Source organism: Acinetobacter sp. 22323, assembly GCF_052044895.1.
In the GTDB taxonomy this organism is placed as follows: Bacteria; Pseudomonadota; Gammaproteobacteria; order Pseudomonadales; family Moraxellaceae; genus Acinetobacter; species Acinetobacter schindleri.
Genome location: NZ_JBQEOL010000011.1, coordinates 42,157 through 61,281, shown reverse-complemented (window position 1 = coordinate 61,281; position 19,125 = coordinate 42,157). Strand labels below are relative to the sequence as shown.

Below are 19,125 nucleotides of genomic sequence, written 5' to 3'. Positions count from 1 at the left end.
CACAATGAGCGTATTAATTAATAAAGACACCAAAGTTTTAGTTCAGGGCTTTACTGGTAAAAACGGAACTTTTCATTCTGAGCAGGCAATTGCTTACGGTACTAAAGTGGTCGGTGGGGTAACACCGGGTAAAGGTGGTCAATCACATCTGGATCTGCCAGTATTTAATACCATGCGTGAAGCGGTAAAAGAAACTCAGGCCGATGCTTCTGTAATTTATGTACCTGCACCATTTGTATTAGACTCTATTGTGGAAGCGGTTGACTCAGGTATTGAGCTGATTGTAGTGATTACTGAAGGTGTACCAACACTGGACATGCTAAAAGCCAAGCGCTATCTGGAAACCAATGGTAATGGCACGCGTCTGATTGGCCCAAACTGTCCAGGTATTATTACGCCTGAAGAATGCAAGATCGGAATTATGCCAGGCCATATCCATAAGAAAGGCAAGATCGGGATTATCTCTCGTTCAGGTACTCTGACTTATGAGGCTGTATCGCAAACGACTAAACTGGGTCTAGGTCAATCGACGTGTATTGGTATTGGTGGTGATCCAATTCCAGGTATGAACCAGATTGACTGCTTGAAACTGTTTGAAGAAGACCCTGAAACAGAAGCTATTATCATGATTGGTGAGATTGGTGGTACAGCTGAAGAAGAAGCTGCTGAATATATCCAGTCTAATGTAACTAAGCCTGTGGTGGGTTATATTGCGGGTGTGACAGCACCGAAAGGAAAACGTATGGGACATGCCGGTGCGATTATTTCAGGTGGCAAAGGCACCGCGGAAGAAAAATTTGCAGCCTTTGAACGTGCTGGCATGGCTTATACCCGTAGTCCTGCTGAGCTTGGTTCGACCATGTATCAGTTGCTGAAGGATAAAGGCTTAATCTAAACAATAAAAGTCCAACATAAAGCCCTCTTATTGAGGGCTTTTTTTAGAAGAAATACATAATAGTTTGGTCTGACAGGATGAAATTGTGAGCTAAATCGCACTTTGTTATAATGTTTGTATAAATAAAATACATAACAAGACAAATGCCAATGCTAAACAACAATAATTATTACTCAATCGCCTATGTGTTGCTTGCTACAGGAATCAGCTTGAATCCTTTATATGCAGCTATTACAGACACGCAAAGGCATCAGGTGGTCAAGCAAATTAAGTCTGGGGATACCCAAAAAGGTTTTAAAATACTCGCAGAAATGGTACGCAGAGATCCTGCGAACATGAACCTGCTGGCTGACTTTATTTTGTTAAGCCGACAATATAATTCCAACCTAATTCAGCAAGATTACAATCTGAATCACTTAAAAATTTCAATATATCCAGTCTATGGGCAACTGCCTCTAGTGATGTTATTGCGTGATCAGGGTAAATTTTTGCTGGCTGAACAATATGCAGCAAAATTTCAGAAAAACAGCACAAGTGATATTCCATGGGATTTATATCGTGGCATGTTGCTTGCGGAAAGTGGTCAGTTGGAGCAGGCAGAGCAACAAATCAGGAAAGTTGACCAGAAACAGCTGAATGCTGATCAGCTGGTACAATTAGCTTATACCTATCGCTTATTAAGACAACCTATACAGGCACTGAATACCGCAACTCGCGCTTTATCGATGAGTCGTTCGGAAAGTGTGCAGGAACAGTATGTGCTGGCTTTGGCAGCCAGTGCTGATTATGACAGTGCAAACCGTTATTTACAGCAGCAGGGTAAAGGGCAAAGTCGTCTCAAACATGAAGTACAGCTGATCAAGTTTAGTCAACATATTCGTAATGCCATTGATTTCTATAAAGTACAAAGTGAAAAGGATCAGGGCAAAATTGCCTATACAGAGCTGGATCAGGTGATTTCGGAAATGCAGGCTTATGAAAATGAGCTAGCCCAATATCCCGAGTTACGTCAAAGATTTTATTATGAATATATTTTTGCCTTAAGTGCACGGCAACGTTCTGCTGAAGCTTTGGCCCAACTGGCTAAAATCAATCAGCCGGTAGAACAGATGCCTGCCTATACCAGACATGCACTAGCTGATAGCTATTTGCGCAACCATAAACCAAAGCAGGCGGAAATATTGTACCGCAGTCTGTTTAAAGAAAAGAACTATGTGGACTATGACGTCTATGCAGGTCTGTACTATAGCTTGATTGAACAAGAAAAATTTAAAGCCGCTGATGAAGTAATTAAGGAAATGGATCAGCGCTTACCAATCTTCTTCTATAGTCAGGCTAAAGGTGTAGACCGTACGATTCATATGGACCGGGATGAGTATATGATCTTAAGAGGTCTTCATTATAGTTATAAAAACCAGCTGGATAAGGCAGAACTGTATTTTCAGGACCTGGTAAATAAATCTCCAGGAAATCGTAATTACATCAATTATCTTGCGACTATACAGCGTTGGCGTGAAAAACCTTTGCAAGCACAGGCAACGGTTTCCTTACTCAATGGTACAGAGCCATCAACACAAGCCACCCGAATTAATAGCATGCAAAATGCACAAGCTGTCTTTGATGTGCAGACATGGCGTAGTAGCAATACTGATCTTTTAGAGCGGGCAGGAACTGATACCGGGGTAGTACGTAGTCATAAGGAGCTCAAAGATCGTGAGCGGTTTACCATTTCACATAATAGTCTTTATGCGAAAAGTGAAACGGATGATCAAGATCTGGTCAATAATCTGAATGGTTCTCGTGAGAAACAAAGCTGGACGCGACTCAATACCCCATGGTTTTCGGATTATTACCGGGCCTTTGTGGAGCATCAGTACCGTAGTGGAGAGTATGAAGAAGGTAAGCGAGATGATCAACGGATCGGTGTAGGACTGGAATGGGTCGATAACCGTAAGTATGCCACTATAGCACTTTCACAAGCGACCGAGGGTGATCGCTTTGGTGTGAATATAACCTGGAATCACTGGTTAAGTGATCACTGGAATTATGGTCTGGCTTATAACAGCCAGGCAGAGATTCCATTGCAGATACAGGATGAACATGAAGGGCAGTCTTATCGTTTCGACTTAAACTGGCAACAGCATGAATCTACAAAGGCTGGATTGAGCTATCAGTTTACTGATATTGATGACGGAAATGAGCGTCAGGAACTAGGTACCTATTTCAAGCAACGTATTTTCCAGGCTCCACATCATTTAACCCATTTGAACTTATATGGATTTTGGGCCTCGAATAAAGATGATGTAGAAACTTCCTATTTCAATCCATCTTCAAGTTGGAGTGCAGAAGCAGGTCTGGAACATGATTGGGTAACCTGGCGTAGTTATGATCAGTCGTTGACTCAACGTTTTTCATTAAATCTTGGTGTATTTGACCAAGAAGATTATGACTCAGGCCTGATTTATTTGGCGAAATATCAACACCTCTGGCAAATCACCAGAACTTGGTCCCTGAATTATGGGGTGTCCTATGGGCAACACCCTTATGACGGTGAAGATGAAAATAGACTCGAAGCAAGTTTTGGATTTGAAGGGAGATTCTAATGAAAACAATAAAAAATAAACTCGCTCTATTAGGATGCTTAAGTCTTTTTATGGCATATACTCATGCTGAAAATAAAGCGATGGATCTGCCTGAAAACCAGTTCGTAACACTCACTTTTCATGATGTCAGGAATGATGTAGTACGTCAGGGTGATCGTGATCAATATGCAATTAGTACTGAATATTTGGCGCAATACTTTGCTTGGTTAAAACGTGAAGGCTGGAAAACTATTTCTTTGGAAGATATCCGCCGTGCCCGTGAGAAAAAAATTCCATTACCAGAAAAATCGGTACTTTTGACCTTCGATGATGGGGCGCTAAGCGGATATACCCAAGTATTTCCTTTATTAAAGCAATATAAATTACATGCCGTTTTTGCTATTCCAACCAGCTGGATTGGTACTAAGCATAAAGATGCCATAGAGTCCTATGGGGCAAATAATCTGATGAATTGGGACCAGATGCGGGAAATGCAAAATAGTGGCTTGGTCGAGTTTGTATCGCATTCACATAATCTGCATCGTGGAGTTATTTCGAATCCACAAAGAAATATGCAGCCTGCTGCAACTGCACGTATATATGATCTGACAAAGGCACGTTATGAATCTGACCTCGCTTATAGGCAGCGTGTGCTGGAAGACTTAAAGCGTTCTAAAGCCATTCTGGAACAGGAATTGTCAGTACCGACTTATGCTATTTTCTGGCCCTATGGTGCTGTAACAGCAGAAACAGAAGATATTGCTAAGCAGGCAGGACTAAGCATGTCTTTTAGCCTCGGGACTATGGCGCCATTGGCTGATTCAGTAAAAACTTATCAGCGTGCCTTGATTATGAATAACCCGAACCTGGCAGAAATTAAAGAGGCAATGTCTGAGTTTTTGTATCACACCAAGCAACCCTATCTGGAGCAGAAGAGCTTTATTCAGTTTAATTTGAAAGATCTTGCGCAGCCCAGTATAAAACAGGCTGATGAAAAACTCGGTCAGTTCCTCAACCAGTTAGATGCACTGAAAACCAATCAGTTGATCTTGAAACCTGTTGCCGATCTCGATGGTAATGGCACGGTTGATGTAGCTTACTTTCCAAACAGCCAGTTAAAAATGCAACAGGATTTACTGAACCGTACTTTATGGCAAGCACGTACCCGTACGTATCAGCGTGTTTATGCAGAGTTACCGCTCAGTATGATGAATCAGGGCTATAATATGGTCCAGCTGGTTGAAGATATATTCAAATATAACAGCAATCTGGAAGGCTTAGTGATAGACGCTGGCCAAGAGTTAAATTGTGCTGTAGAGAGTACACAGTGGTCGGCTGAATGTAAGAAACAGATTGAGCGAGTCATTAACTTAAAACAAAATACGAGTCGACGTGCCAAATACTATGCCAATATCAGTAATGTCTATTTGGCAGTACTGAAAATAAATACCCATAAAACTATGGGGCTGAAGGCCTTATTTGAAACCTTGGCAGATGATTCAGACTATATCTATCTGGTTTTGGATCAAAAAACCAGCAAAGCTGAGCATAACCAGTTGCTCAAAAATATTCAGCAGTTGACCTCCGTACAAAAACAACGTTTGATGATCGGTTTTGATTTGGCAGGTCAATCAGAACAAGATCAATGGATTACTAATAGTATTGCGAATTTACGTAGACAGGGTATCCAGAAGATTTCGCTTGAAAATTATAATTTTAAAAATGCCGGGCAGGTTCAACAAAGACTTTATGCATCGATTAGCTTAAACAGTAATCCTTTCGTTTATCGTGATCCCTTTCAGGCTCAGCAGGGAGAACGTAAATGATTAATAGTATCAGTTTACATGATGTCATCTTTGGCTTTGCTTTTTTCTATCCATTGTTTATGGCCTGGATGTGGATTGCTGGCGGAATCTGGTTTTTTATAAAACGCGAACTGAATCAGAAAGCATTACCTGAACCCAAAGAAGCAGGTTGTAGCATTTTAATTCCCTGTTTTAATGAGGCTGAACAGGTCAAGCAGACCATTCGCTATGCCATGCAAAGTCAGTATCCAAAATTTGAAGTGATTGCGATTAATGATGGCAGTTCGGATCAGACAGGAGAGATTCTGGATGAACTGGCAGAAAAATATCCAAAATTACGTGTAGTACATTTGGCCGAGAACCAGGGTAAAGCGTATGCACTACGTGCAGGCGCAATGGTAAGTGGTTATGAGTACCTGATCTGTATTGATGGCGATGCGTTAATGCATCCACATTGTGTACTCTGGATGATGCATCATTTAACCATGTTCCCGCGTGTCGGAGCGGTAACGGGTAACCCGCGGATTATCAATCGCTCCAGCATACTAGGCAAAGTTCAGGTTGGAGAATTTTCTTCTATTATCGGATTGATTAAGCGGGCACAACGTACTTATGGTCGCATTTTCACTGTCTCTGGTGTCTGTGCCGGATTTAGAAAAACTGCTCTGGATCGTATTGGTTACTGGCGTGATGACATGATTACTGAGGATATTGATGTGTCATGGCGTTTGCAGTTTGATCATTGGGATGTGCAGTATGTCCCTCAAGCACTCACCTATATTTATATGCCCGAAACTTTTAAAGGGTTGTGGCAGCAGCGATTACGCTGGGCACAAGGTGGTATTGAAGTACTCTTTGCCTATATTCCTAAAATATTTAAATGGCGTTTGCGCCGCATGTGGCCGATTGCACTGGAATCTGTAATTAGCGTGTTATGGTCATATACCATGTTTGGTGTATTCGTCTTGTTCTTTTATGGTTTGTTCTTTCCTGTGGCCCCAGAGTGGTATATCAATTCTCTGTTGCCGCAGTGGTATGGTGTGATTCTCGGCGCAAGCTGTTTGATTCAGTTCATGGTCAGTCTATGGATTGACCGCAGATATGATAAAGGTCGAATGTTCAGAAGTTATTTCTGGGTAATCTGGTACCCACTATTTTTCTGGATTTTAACTATGTTAACGACCGTTGTATCGTTGCCGAAAACCATTTTTAAAACCCAAACCCGTGCACGGTGGATCAGTCCAGACCGAGGCTTCCGTGGTGAAACAGAGGTAAAATAAGGTGAAAAACAATAAAAATATTCCTGCCAAGCCGCAGGTTAAAATTGCCGAGTATATGGAGCTCCCAACAACTGTTGAACTTTCTGAACTCAGTGTCGCAGCAACTGTTAAAGAATCTAAACTCGATATTCCGGAGTATATCGATGTTCCAGAATATGTAAGTGGTCGAACGAGTGGTTATAGTCTGATGGCATTAGGCTGGATGGCGTGGATATGGCTATTTATGCCATTGGCCTCCCTGGGTTTATGGTGGTTTGAATCGAGTCTGATTGTTGATCATGTCTTAATAGACCATAAACCTTATCAGGGAATGACGCTACTTGAGCTGGCCCTACTGATTATTATTGCTTTTTCAAGCTTGCTGTTATGGGCGTGTTATAACTGGATTCGATTCAATCGAGTAGATCGACGTTCGGCACCTAGACCGGTTGAACTCCAGGAGATTGCTTATAGCTTTGATGTTGAAAAGCATGCTCTACTGGAAATGGTACAGGCCAAACAATTGACTCTGTACTATAATCAGGAGGGGAGATTAGAGCAGTACGACATACAAGGTAGGCCTATGAAAATTTCTTTGGCTTAAAAATCGTTGCATGTGGGTGTGGCATAAAAGGATCTTCTGGATAATAGCCAATATGCTGCACTCCTTGTTCTTTTAATAGATGTACCGTTTCTAATAACTCCTCATTTGAAAGTTTATGCTGTGTATTCCAGTCTATGGTTTGGATTTCAAAAATGGTCCGAGATAGAGTTGGGTCATACTGTCGTGCTTTTTCTACCAAATTAAGATAGAACTTGGAATGGTCCGGAGCTTTTTCCATATAGGGCATAGCCATAACAGCATTATAATCATAATGTTGTAGGGTACTTGAGGTTGATTGTGCAAACCATTTCTCGCTTTCAGGATTTAACATCACAGGCGCATAAGAGTTTCGGGCGAATTTGAGGGAGGGATGGGTGATTTTAAGCTTATTACTCAATTTTAAAGCAAGGTTATCTAAATAGGCGGTTTTAGCTTTAGCAAACTTCATTTGTTCTGGATGTTGAGGATGACGTAATATTTTTTCAGCATCTTTAAATCCCCAATATTTATATACTTGCATGGCAGAGGGGGAACTATCCTCATAGTCATTCAAGGTAATATCATCATGATACAAAATACCGTCCACAGTTATTTTATCTGTTAATGCCTTATAGATATCATAGACATAATCAAAGTTTTTTGGATCAAATGGCGACAGGCGAATATAACCTTTTATGTTCTGGTTTGTAGTTTCTACATAATTTGCCCGGTAGTGCTTTGGCAGTTCCCAAGCCCACATGGGTAACCAGGCATAGATTTTTTTAACAGTGGTGCGATTTCGAATCTGTTCAGTGACTTTTTTAAATAAATCTTCCCTGACAGGCATATGTGGGTTAGGGAAATACACTTCATTTGCTGAACCATTAGCATCCTCATCAGCATAAGCCTGTAAAAAAATAGTATTAGGCTGGACAGTCTCTATACGCTTGATTAACTGGTTAATATTACGTGTCATCTGACGTGGATCAGGGTCATAAATATAGTCTAAATCAAGATGCATAATTGACATCTCTAATTGTTGGTTTTTCTGGTACCTTTCAATTAATGATGAAAAAGATAAAGGTTTGGTCAGGGCATTTGACGAGCTAGAAAAGGTGCTAAGTAAACTTAAAGAGGTAATTAAACCTAAGCTTAAAGTTATATTGAGTGCAGATTTTCTGGAAGGAGTTGTATTTTTCATTATGCTATCCAGTAATTATCGTTGTTATAAATTTTCTTATCTTAATAATCCATCATGAGAATGATGCTTATTCGCTTTCTTTACTGATAGCATGTTTATTTGGAAATATATGTGTAATTTTTGAAAAAAGCTTCCATCTTAGAAGCTTTTTTGTTTTAAAAATTTTAGCGATAAATTTTTAGGTTTTCGTTTTTAAACTTTGTGTCATCCCATTAATATCACCACCCTGAATGCCTAACTCACTCATCAGACTGTCAATGAGCGGAGCTTGACTGCGGTAGCGCAGGGCACTATTTACAACTTGGTCAGAAAGGGCAACATTACTACTTTCATGATGAGCATCTGCCTGACAAGAACCTGTATGTGCTCCGTGAAGGCCATTTACCTGAAGAATCTTTATATCATCAATGTTTTCCATTGGCTTGACACTTTCACGGATAATTTCAGGTAGGTATTTGAGCATTGCCAGACGGATCTGCATTTCTACCTGCTCTGAAGACAGTACGTTGTTAGCTTCATTCACTGCACGGGTACCTTCAGCATCGACCTGATACTGTTTCTCCATTGCCTGAGCCAGGAGAACTTTAGCATCTGCTTCACCCTTGGCTTTTAAACGAACTTTTTCAGCTTCTGCTTCAGCGGCAATACGAATCGCTTCAGCATCATCAGCCGCTGCCTGTTTACCTGCTTCAGCAGCCACGGTAATCGCAATTGCATCTTTCTCGGCCTGTTCTTTGGCAGCCACCAGTTCAACTGCTTTTTGACGTTCTGCCTGCTGAATCTGACGTACTGTTACGACTTCTTCTTCAGCTTTTACTGCTTGAGCACGGGCAAGATCTGCTTGTGCTTTGGCTTCAGATTCGGCACGAGATTTTTCAGCAATCGCAATCGCACGGTCCTGTTCAGCCAGTTCAATGGTTTTCTTTTGTTCAACCTGAGCTTTTTGAATAATCTGTGCTTTCTGGATATTTTCATTTTCGACATCACGGGCAGCCAGAATACGTTTTAATTCTACTTCGCGTTCAGCCGCAATACGTGCTTCCTCTGCTTCACGTTTTTTAGCAGCTTCTTGGGCTGCAATCTCAGCCAGCTGTTCAGCGCGACGAATCGAAATCTCACGTTCCTGTTGCAGCTTGGCGTATTCTTCTTCACGAATAATCTGTAAGCGTGCCTGTTCAGCTTCAAGATTCTTGGTTTTAATTGCCAGGTCAGTATCCTGTTCAATATGGTTGCGTTTACGGCGACGGTCTTCAATGGTTTCAGTTAGTTTGGTCAGACCTTCAGCATCGAAAGCATTTTGTGGATTGAAATATTTGAAGCCAGTCTGATCCAGACCTGTTAAAGAAACAGTTTCGAGTTCAAGACCATTTTTATGCAGATCTTCCGACACGACTTGCTGTACTTTTTGTACAAAGTCGACACGCTTCTCATGCAGCTCTTCCATCGCCATTTCAGCAGCTACGGCACGTAACGAGTCCACGAATTTGCCTTCTACCAGATTTTTCAGTTCGTTCGGTGACATGGTTTTTTGACCAAGGGTTTGTGCTGCCGTTGCAATTGAATCTGCGGTTGGTTTAACCCGGACATAGAATTCGGCCATGACATCGACACGCATACGGTCGCGGGTAATCAGTGCCTGATCATCAGCACGGCGAACTTCCAGACGCAGGGTATTCATATTTACCGGTATAATTTCATGCAATACCGGCAGAACCAACGCACCACCGCCTAGAATGACTTTCTCCCCGCCAAAACCGGTACGGACAAAAGAAATTTCCTTACTTGAACGACGGTAAAGGCGAGCGATGATCAAACCAAAGGTGATCAGACCGGCGAAAATAACCCCAGTAATGATTAAAATGTTATATAAATCAAAATTTAACATTGTTGTTTGTTCTCTGTTTTAGCGTATTTGAAAATATAATTTTGGATTAAATAATAAATATAAAGTAAGAGAGAATAAGTATTTAGACTTTCATGGCCTGGAAGCCATTACGGGTTTTATCCATTAAAATTACAGATTGGCCCTGTTTCAGGATTTCACCATTGGCAGGTTCGACCAGCACATAATGGGTATGGCCATACTGATCCTGAACTTTGGCTTGTGCTGGTGAGTTGGCACGAGCATCGCCGAGGATAATGATTGCAGTTCGGCCAATCAGTTCTTCGATATGAATCGCAGTGGTTTCATCTTTTGGCAGGATCTTTTCAGCTATTTTGGCATTAAAACGGACCAAGGGCATGCACAGGAACAGGCAGGCGGGAGAAATGATCCAGCCATTAATTAAATGGCCAGTAAAACGTTCAAATATACCTTGAATCAAAAGACCGCTTAAGCCATAGGTGGTCAGGAAAATGATCAGCCAGATAAAGAGAGGAAGTTGTCCCAGATACAGCCAGTCAAATACCTTGCTAAAGATATTAGGGTTATTGGCGGGATGAAAGTCTACATGATGCGAGTCTTCAGGTAAGAGTTGGTCAAAAACACTTTGTGAACCACCACCTAGAAACAGCAATATACATTCCAGCGCTGCAAACATCAGCATCAGACTAAGACTAATACTGAAAACAACATTCGACGGTTCGGTAAAAAGCTCCCACATTCCTTCGGGTCTCTATCTATAATTATGTTTGGCAAAATGAGTAACAATAATTCTTACTTATAAAAAGATAACATTGATTATACATTTTGCAATCTAAATACACACAAAAGTAGCGGATATGAAACTTGAAAAATTTAAATATTTGGAAATTAGATTGAATTCTTGTATGAGTTATCAAATTAATATTTTAGAAAACAATAGCTTCAAAAATATGACAATATCTTAATAAATTTATGAATAAATGGATAAAAAATTAACATGGTCACAGTTTTGTTGAAGCTGAAATTCGAATGAAACAGGCATTTAGGTCAGTGACAATGACTTTATTTGATCGAAGGATATCTTAATAAGCACTTTCTAGTATCGGATAGGAGGTATGTAGTAATGAATGCGAGAAAGCACAATATTAAACATTTTTAATATTCATCCTTCTTTTTAAAAGTATATGTCTGTCCTACTGATCTTAAAATATTTGATTTATATAAATATTTTGACATAGGGATTGCCTAAAGAAGGCTAAATTGAATCGAGTTGATCGCATGTATATCGACTCTATATTTAACTCAATTAGCCTAAGTAGAGTTACAACAATGACGTCTGAATCCGTACTTTCATATCTAAAGCTTGCTGAAGAATATACGCTTTCATCCATTGTACCTGTTCATCCATAGGGTTAGTTTTCACCGCTGTATTAAGGAACTCTAGTTTAGGTTTGCTAAATAGCTGGTCTTCAAGTGCCTGTTCAAGTGTCTGGCTATTTGCGGCTAAAGGCAGGGCAACCAGATAAAATGCTTTAGGATAGTTATAAAAGGCATATAAAAGGTTAAAAGCTTTCTGGTCGCCTTTTAGATTGCCTGCACCAATTTCATATTTCGGATTCTGGTTACTATGTGTCAGACCAATAACATATTCAGCATTATTATCTTGCAAGCGAACTCCGAACTGTAGACCGATCTGATCTGCTGTCAGTTCATGCTGTATATAAACGTTTAAGGCATTACCATCATCAGCAAAGGGTTCTTGTAATACCAGCATGTGCTGTTGATGCTGATAGATATAGCCAGCCAGGTTGGCCTGTTCAAGACGGGTTTTTAACGTTTCTAGGGTATATTGAGTAAATGGCATGTCTAAATTTAGATCCATAGGTACTAGGATTACTCTAGGTGGTTTTGCTACCGTTGGGAACAGGTACTTTAGATGATTTATCTATGAAGTTATTGCTAAAAAATAGTAGGTTTAAAAAGCTAAATAGAAGAAAATACTAAAATTCAAAGTATTAAAAATCACTAAATTGAATAAAACTAATAATAGATATCAGTGAAGTTTTATATGATGTTTTGATATATGGATAGCACAAAACAAGAAAACGTTATGAAAACTTAATCACTATAATGAATATAAATTTTATAAAGTGTAATAAGTACACGTGTAATACGCAGGTTGTCCATGTCATTAAATGAGGAAAGACTTACTCATCTTAAACAGCTTGAAGCTGAGAGTATTCACATCATTCGCGAAGTTGCTGCCGAGTTTGAAAACCCAGTCATGCTTTATTCGATTGGTAAAGATTCCGCGGTAATGCTGCATCTAGCATTAAAAGCGTTTTACCCTGCAAAACTTCCATTCCCGCTACTTCATGTAGACACGGGTTGGAAATTCAAAGACATGATTGCCTTCCGTGACAACATGGCAAAAACTCATGGTTTTGATCTGATCGTGCATCAGAACAAAGAAGGCCGTGATGCGGGTATTAATCCATTCGATCACGGTAGCTCAAAATACACCGACATCATGAAGACTCAAGGTCTGAAACAGGCACTTGATAAATATGGTTTCGATGCTGCCTTCGGTGGTGCACGCCGTGACGAAGAAAAATCTCGTGCCAAGGAGCGAGTATACTCATTCCGTGACTCGAAACACCGTTGGGATCCTAAAAACCAGCGTCCAGAACTTTGGAACCTTTACAACGGTAAAGTGAACAAAGGCGAAAGTATTCGTGTATTCCCATTATCAAACTGGACTGAGCTTGATATCTGGCAATATATCTATCTTGAAAGTATTCCATTGGTCCCACTATATCTTGCTGCTGAACGCCCAGTTGTTGAGCGCAGCGGTACACTGATTATGGTGGACGATGAGCGTATGCCTTTAAAAGAAGGTGAAGTTCCACAAATGAAATCGGTACGTTTCCGTACTTTAGGTTGTTATCCATTAACGGGTGCAGTTGAATCCACTGCCAACACCTTGCCGGAAATTATCCAGGAAATGTTGCTTGCAACCAGCTCTGAGCGTCAAGGCCGTATGATTGACCATGATGAGGCAGGTTCAATGGAGAAGAAGAAGCAGGAAGGCTACTTCTAAGCATCTTCAAATCTTCCCCTAACCCCTTCTTTGATAAAGAAGGGGAACTCCCAACGGAACGGAGCCAAATCTCCCTTTATCAGAGGGAGACTTAGAGGAATTCAAGATTAAACCGATTTCTTAAGCATTTGTGGAGTTTGAGCGATGTCTCATCAATCTGAATTAATCAGCCAGGATATCCTGAGCTATTTAAAACAACATGAAAATAAAGACTTACTGCGTTTCTTGACTTGCGGTAACGTTGATGATGGTAAATCTACTTTAATCGGTCGTTTGCTTTACGATTCAAAATTGATTTATGAAGATCAGTTGCAAGCTGTAACACGTGATTCTAAAAAAGTCGGTACGACTGGCGATGCACCTGACCTGGCTTTGCTAGTAGATGGTCTGCAAGCGGAACGTGAGCAGGGGATTACTATTGATGTCGCTTACCGTTATTTCTCTACTGAAAAACGTAAGTTCATCATCGCAGATACTCCGGGACATGAGCAATATACCCGTAACATGGCGACAGGTGCATCTACTGCAGATCTTGCAATTATCCTGATTGACGCACGTTATGGCGTACAGACTCAGACTCGCCGTCATAGCTTTATTGCCAGCCTGCTGGGTATTAAGAAGATTATTGTTGCGATCAACAAAATGGACCTGGTGGAGTTCTCTGAAGCTCGTTTCAACGAGATCAAGGCAGACTATACTGACTTCGTGAACCAGTTAGGTGACCGTACGCCAGCGAATATTATCTTCACACCGATTTCTGCCCTGAATGGCGATAACGTGGTGAACAAGTCTGAAAATACGCCGTGGTATACAGGCCAGACCCTGATGGGTACTCTGGAAACTGTTGAAATTACCCACAGTGTAGATAAAGAAGAATTCCGTTTCCCGGTTCAGTATGTTAACCGTCCTAACCTCGATTTCCGTGGTTTCTGCGGTACTGTAGCGCTGGGTGAAGTAGCTGTAGGCGATGAGATTGTCGCTTTACCATCAGGCAAGAAATCTACTGTTAAGGAAATTGTAACTTTTGACGGCAATTTGCAACGTGCATTTGCAGGTCAGGCAGTGACTTTAACCTTGAACGATGAGATTGATATTTCTCGCGGCAATATGCTGGTGAAAGCGGGTGATCAGCCTTTAGCTTCACGTTCGGTTCGTGCTTCTGTGGTATGGATGAATGACCAGCCATTGGTTAAAGGTAAGTTGTATAACGTTAAGCTAGGTACGCAAACGGTTCCTGCAAAAGTTGCAGAGATCAACTACCGTGTAAACGTCAATACACTTGAGAAAACTCAGGTAGAGCAGCTGGATCTGAATGCAATTGCTGATGTTCAAATCGAGTTTGATGCGCCAGTGGTATTCGACCGTTACCGTGAAAGCCGTCATACTGGTTCGTTTATCTTCATTGACCGTTTAAGCAACGTCACTGTTGGTGCGGGCATGATTGAAGATGCAATAGAATGGACTGCACATACCAATCCTGTGACTGCTGAAGATCGTGCTGCACGTTTGGGTCAAAAACCAGCTGCGGTATCTGTATCTGCTAAAGCGCTTGAAAATGCTCAAGCACTTGAAAGCCTGTTAATTCAGCAAGGTGTGGTTGCGATTGCAAAAGTCGGTCTTTCAGCTGATCAAGTTGCGCTGGTTCGTGAAACTGGTGTGGTTGTGGTGACTGAGGCAACTGAAGGTACAGATGTGACTTTTGCTCAGGAATCTGCTGAAGAACTTGCTGAGAAAATTGTGGAATTGGTTCGTCTATAAGACAGTACTGATTTTAAAAACCCGCTGAAAAGCGGGTTTTTTATTGCATAAATTTTGTTTGCATGAAAATCGCTCAATTAGTCAAAATGTGATCTTTCAATTTATTAGTTACTAAATAAAATTCTCCCTAGATGGGGGATTTATGAAAAAATTATTATTGCTGGTTGGCTTGTGTATGACTTTTGGAGTTGAAGCCAAACAGAGTAGCCAAAGCGTTGAAGCAATCAAGCAGAAGATTATTAAAGAATCAATTGAGAGTTATCCGGGCAATTGCCCATGTCCTTATAATACAGCGAGTAATGGTAGTCGTTGTGGTAAGCGTAGTGCTTATAACCGAGCGGGTGGATATGCGCCACTTTGTTATCCGGAGGATGTAAGTGACCGGATGGTAAGGGAATATAAACGTTAAAATTCTAATGTGTGAGATTATCAATCATCCACATTTAAGCATTCATATAAGGCGGTAACAATACACATTGTGGGTTTTCCATTAATTTTTCAATATTGATCTTAACTAGGAATGAGCCTGTATATTAATGTTCTTCAAAAAACATTTTTTGTCGAATTTCTTTATCTTTAAATCTGACTTTTATCGCTTTGCTTAAGTATGATAAGATATATCTTAATTAATTTTAAGATATATCTTTGCTATGTCTAGAATTCCTAATTCTGTCCTAACAGAAGAACAAGAGAACTCTCCAAAACCTCGCAAACGCCTGTTTGAAGCAGGTGAAATGAAATTGCTGGTGCTGCATTTTATTGCTCAAGCGCCCAAATTTAGCTACGACATTATCAAAGAAGTGGCTGCTTTAGTGGGCGGAAACTACAAGCCGAGCACCGGCACAATCTGCCCAACCATTAATTATCTGGAAGAACAGCAATATACGCAAATGACTATGCGTGCTGATGGGCGCAAGCAGTATCACATTACTGAAAAAGGTCAGGCACATCTCAAAGAACGTCAGCAAACCTTACAAAAGGTACTAGACCGTTTTAATACGCGCAAACAAATTCAATCGAATGAACAATATGTCGATATTAAGCATGCGATGGAAAATTTAAAAACCTCACTGCGTTTAAAGATTCAACATAGCGAACTTAATGAAATCCAAATACGTGGAATTGCAGAACAGATTGATCAAGCAGCCATAAACATCACACGTCTGTAATCCGATTCACGATTTAAAAATCAGGTAAAATGATGAAAAAAATAGTTCCCAAATTTCATGTCAAACATTTGAATTGGCTCATGCCTTTGATCCTTTCCGGCATTATGAGTGGTGCAATTTCCTGCTTTAATATGCTACTCAATAAAGGCTGGAGTGATCAGTTTATTTCATTATGGCTGCATGCCTGGAGCATGTCATGGCTGATGGCATTTCCATTAATTTTGGTGGTGCTGCCCTTAGTACGTCGCACCCTAATGAAATTCGTGGATGTGCCTAAAGGAAATCTTTAAATGAAAACACCCAATCCGTGAATTGGGTGTTGTGCTTATAAAACTATTATTGGATAGTGACAGTTACAGGTTGTGCATACAGGGTGTATGTATAGTTTGGAGCGATTGTATAGTCATAACGCGGCATCACATAAGCTGTGCCTTTCTCTGCAAATGTTACACTCTGACCATTTTGCGTATATTTAGCCGAGCCAGGCAGAACCAGCATATTTTTAAAGATATAAGAGGATTTACCGCCAACTTGTGTCTGAATCTCACCTGGAATTTCCAGAGCTTGAGCTGCTGTAGCATTGAGCTGTTTTGGCGTATTCAGTTTTACCACAAAATGGGATGCATCATGTGCATAATCTGTGGTAAGACCATGTGTTCCTTGGACATACATGCGATTAAAATCATCCTTGTTTAAACGGAACGTCCACGGCCAGAAAGTGACTCCGCGCTGGGAGGCAGTACGCATTAAATTCGCACTCAAGCCGCTAAAAGACGGATTGAAAGTGGATGAATACTGTTGAGTTGCATCCAGAATTCGCCGTGTATTGACCAAATCGCTTTGTGCGGCTGGAGTACTGGTAAGGAAACCGGTTGATACACCTGGAAGCACATTCTTCATTTGTAAAATCTGGTCGCCACTAAAACTGATCACAATAGCTTGATCATAGGCATCATGTTTATCTAGCAGTGCTTTGATCTTTGGTACGATCTCAGGCTTGTAGCTTTTAATTTCAATGAAGTTGGTGACATGTGGATATTTTTTCACTTCAGCCAGCACTTCATCCATGGTAGGAATCTGACGGTTATAGTTCAGTGTTCTGAGCTCACGTACTTCTGCCAGTGTCATATCCTCAATGTTGCGGTTGACACCAGTCGTGCGTAGCACAGAAGTATCATGCATAAGAATGACATGATCATCTTTAGTCAGATACACGTCATATTCTACTGCATCAGCTCCTACAGTGATCGCTTTGAGAGTGCCCTCCAGTGTGTTTTCATCGTCTTGCGCCGGGATACCGCGATGTCCGGTAATCAGCGGCTTACGCAACAGGGTGTTGGGTGCCATGCGCTGCATAATTTCTTTATATAGGTCAGGATGGTTGCTATAAATTCCATTAACACCTGTAGCTAGAATTTTTGCTGCGTCCAAGACCTGTGTACTGTCACTCTTGGCCCAAGGTGTAATCAATAAACGTTGTAGATGACTAACTGCTTCACGTGTTAGTAATTGCGGTGGCAAGATGACGATTTTGGACAGCGATACATTGGTATTGTGGGCGATGGTCACGATATCTTTGCTGTTATAACCCAGCCCGGTCTGCTTGGAATAATCCAGAGCTGTTCGGAGCATCGGTAAATCAATACGGGCCTGACGCAGTAAATCTACATTATCGGAAATGAGGGTGATATCAGCCAGATCATAATCTTCTGTCAGTCCTTTCAGTGCCTGAATGGTTGCTGAATTTTGGAGAGTGAGTAAAGGTAAAGTTCGACGCTGGGTATCTTTAAGATAATCAGTCAGGTGGCTCACTTTCTGATTGTTGCTTAGTAAATTAAGATCTGCATCAAGTTGATAAGCAACATGGGTAGCCGCGGTCGAGACCGGGCCATTAAGCGGTGCAGCCTGAGCTAAAGTTGGTGCCATTGAAACCGGGAGCTGCTGGTCAATAATGTCAGTGACTTTATTGGATTCCGGCAAGGCATCGAGTTGTTCAGTGACTTTGAGGTGGCTTACTTTCATCAATAAGCCGGCACTAGATAAACCGATGCTGCCTTGAGCCAGGTTATAAGGCAAGGTGCTATCTAACACCAGTTGATCATCCAGATAATGCCGTACACGATTTCCATACACTACAACGCTGGCCTTGTGAGTTTTCTGAAGGCCAATATCTTCGCTATGAGCAGACTTCTGTAGCACATTCCAACTATTGGTTGGCATGCGTAAAGATAGTTCCAGACCACTAGCACTGGTGGTAGCAACCCGCATGGCAAACTGGTAATAGGGGGTAAAAGACGGATCAGCGAACTGATCTGCGCCTCGGTAGATGATACTGCCCCAGCGGGCTTCATTGAGTGCTTCTTCAAATGAAAATTCCATATCGATACGGTAATTGCGTAATTGCTGGAATTTCTCTGGCAGAAGCAGGGTTGTCATTTGTGTGCTATGGGCACGACCATCGATATACAAATCGCCATTTTCAAGATATACCTGGCCCGCGTTATTTTTAGGTTGTATCCAGTCGCCAGAAAGAGCCGTCCATTTATCAAAATTTTCATCCAGTAGAACCTCTGGAATGGGAACTTCTTCATCAGGAATATTGGGCTCAGGAGCCAGCTGATCTGGCTGGGTTACCGGTGGCTGTAAGGAGCCTGAATTCTTGTCGTCATCATCAGAACATGCGGTGAGGCTCAAGGACAGCAAAATAGACAGGTAGAGATGAGCAGGTTTCATGCTTTTAATATTCTCAAGTCATTTATATTTGAATTTGAGAAATTAAAAGCAGAACATGACATTTATATGGATTTGTCATAAATGAAAATAATTCTTACAGATTAAAATTTCTTTTTTTAAAGAATAAGGTGAGATCTCAATGCCATGCATTTTTCTTAATGATGGCCAGGTCTTCG

The 19,125-nt window shown here is 41.1% G+C and carries 15 protein-coding genes; 10 read left to right on the top strand and 5 right to left on the bottom strand.

From position 1 onward, the window contains the following. Positions 1–4: 4 nt before the first annotated feature. The 5 genes from sucD (at position 5) to pgaD (ending at position 7,145) form a co-directional block, all read left to right on the top strand. Positions 5–895, top strand: a complete 891-nt coding sequence (sucD, locus tag ACTJIX_RS09155) for a succinate--CoA ligase subunit alpha (RefSeq protein ID WP_004810828.1) — start codon at positions 5–7, stop codon at positions 893–895. Between the two features lie 149 nt (positions 896–1,044). Next, positions 1,045–3,498, top strand: a complete 2,454-nt coding sequence (locus tag ACTJIX_RS09150; RefSeq protein ID WP_076753229.1) for a poly-beta-1,6 N-acetyl-D-glucosamine export porin PgaA — start codon at positions 1,045–1,047, stop codon at positions 3,496–3,498. Beyond that, entirely contained in the window at positions 3,498–5,303 is a 1,806-nt protein-coding gene (gene pgaB, locus ACTJIX_RS09145; RefSeq protein WP_392388378.1) for a poly-beta-1,6-N-acetyl-D-glucosamine N-deacetylase PgaB, read from the top strand. The genes ACTJIX_RS09150 and pgaB (ACTJIX_RS09145) overlap by 1 nt, the downstream gene beginning before the upstream one ends. Next, positions 5,300–6,562 carry a poly-beta-1,6-N-acetyl-D-glucosamine synthase gene (gene pgaC, locus ACTJIX_RS09140; RefSeq protein ID WP_076753231.1) on the top strand — a complete coding sequence of 421 codons (1,263 nt, stop codon included), beginning with the start codon at positions 5,300–5,302 and terminating at the stop codon, positions 6,560–6,562. The genes pgaB (ACTJIX_RS09145) and pgaC overlap by 4 nt, the downstream gene beginning before the upstream one ends. Position 6,563: 1 nt before the next feature. Then, the gene (gene pgaD / locus ACTJIX_RS09135) at positions 6,564–7,145 is read left to right on the top strand and encodes a poly-beta-1,6-N-acetyl-D-glucosamine biosynthesis protein PgaD (RefSeq protein WP_004810820.1); all 582 of its coding nucleotides are present in this window, start codon (positions 6,564–6,566) and stop codon (positions 7,143–7,145) included. Here the strand turns inward: pgaD and pgaB (ACTJIX_RS09130) are convergent. From pgaB (ACTJIX_RS09130) to ACTJIX_RS09115, 4 genes are all read right to left on the bottom strand, one after another. Further along, complete coding sequence (gene pgaB, locus ACTJIX_RS09130) at positions 7,123–8,325, bottom strand: poly-beta-1,6-N-acetyl-D-glucosamine N-deacetylase PgaB (RefSeq protein WP_034591915.1); 1,203 nt, start codon at positions 8,323–8,325, stop codon at positions 7,123–7,125. The genes pgaD and pgaB (ACTJIX_RS09130) overlap by 23 nt on opposite strands. A 178-nt stretch (positions 8,326–8,503) precedes the next feature. Beyond that, a complete protein-coding gene (locus ACTJIX_RS09125; protein WP_004893520.1) occupies positions 8,504–10,210 on the bottom strand; it encodes a flotillin family protein in 1,707 nt (568 codons plus the stop codon). Between the two features lie 82 nt (positions 10,211–10,292). Further along, entirely contained in the window at positions 10,293–10,928 is a 636-nt protein-coding gene (locus ACTJIX_RS09120; RefSeq protein ID WP_004810814.1) for a YqiJ family protein, read from the bottom strand. A gap of 582 nt (positions 10,929–11,510) precedes the next feature. Then, positions 11,511–12,053: a hypothetical protein gene (locus tag ACTJIX_RS09115; protein ID WP_076753233.1), complete on the bottom strand. Its 543-nt coding sequence runs from the start codon at positions 12,051–12,053 to the stop codon at positions 11,511–11,513. A 321-nt stretch (positions 12,054–12,374) separates the two neighbouring features. Here ACTJIX_RS09115 and cysD point away from each other — a divergent pair, with 321 nt between their 5' ends. The 5 genes from cysD to ACTJIX_RS09090 all read left to right on the top strand — a co-directional run bounded on the left by cysD (position 12,375) and on the right by ACTJIX_RS09090 (position 16,506). Further along, entirely contained in the window at positions 12,375–13,289 is a 915-nt protein-coding gene (gene cysD / locus ACTJIX_RS09110; protein WP_004810809.1) for a sulfate adenylyltransferase subunit CysD, read from the top strand. A gap of 144 nt (positions 13,290–13,433) precedes the next feature. After that, positions 13,434–15,047 (top strand): sulfate adenylyltransferase subunit CysN, encoded by a 1,614-nt coding sequence (cysN, locus tag ACTJIX_RS09105; RefSeq protein ID WP_440611368.1) that lies wholly within the window; start codon positions 13,434–13,436, stop codon positions 15,045–15,047. Positions 15,048–15,189: 142 nt separating this feature from the next. Next, positions 15,190–15,456, top strand: coding sequence for a hypothetical protein (locus tag ACTJIX_RS09100; RefSeq protein WP_076753235.1), 267 nt, complete (start codon positions 15,190–15,192; stop codon positions 15,454–15,456). 241 nt (positions 15,457–15,697) lie between these two features. Beyond that, positions 15,698–16,216 (top strand): PadR family transcriptional regulator, encoded by a 519-nt coding sequence (locus tag ACTJIX_RS09095; protein ID WP_440611367.1) that lies wholly within the window; start codon positions 15,698–15,700, stop codon positions 16,214–16,216. Positions 16,217–16,248: 32 nt separating this feature from the next. Continuing rightward, positions 16,249–16,506: a DUF2798 domain-containing protein gene (locus ACTJIX_RS09090; protein WP_103800596.1), complete on the top strand. Its 258-nt coding sequence runs from the start codon at positions 16,249–16,251 to the stop codon at positions 16,504–16,506. A gap of 46 nt (positions 16,507–16,552) precedes the next feature. On the opposite strand, the gene ACTJIX_RS09085 is transcribed toward ACTJIX_RS09090, so the two are convergent. Further along, the gene (locus tag ACTJIX_RS09085; RefSeq protein WP_440611366.1) at positions 16,553–18,949 is read right to left on the bottom strand and encodes a glycerophosphodiester phosphodiesterase family protein; all 2,397 of its coding nucleotides are present in this window, start codon (positions 18,947–18,949) and stop codon (positions 16,553–16,555) included. Between the last annotated feature and the right edge of the window lie 176 nt (positions 18,950–19,125).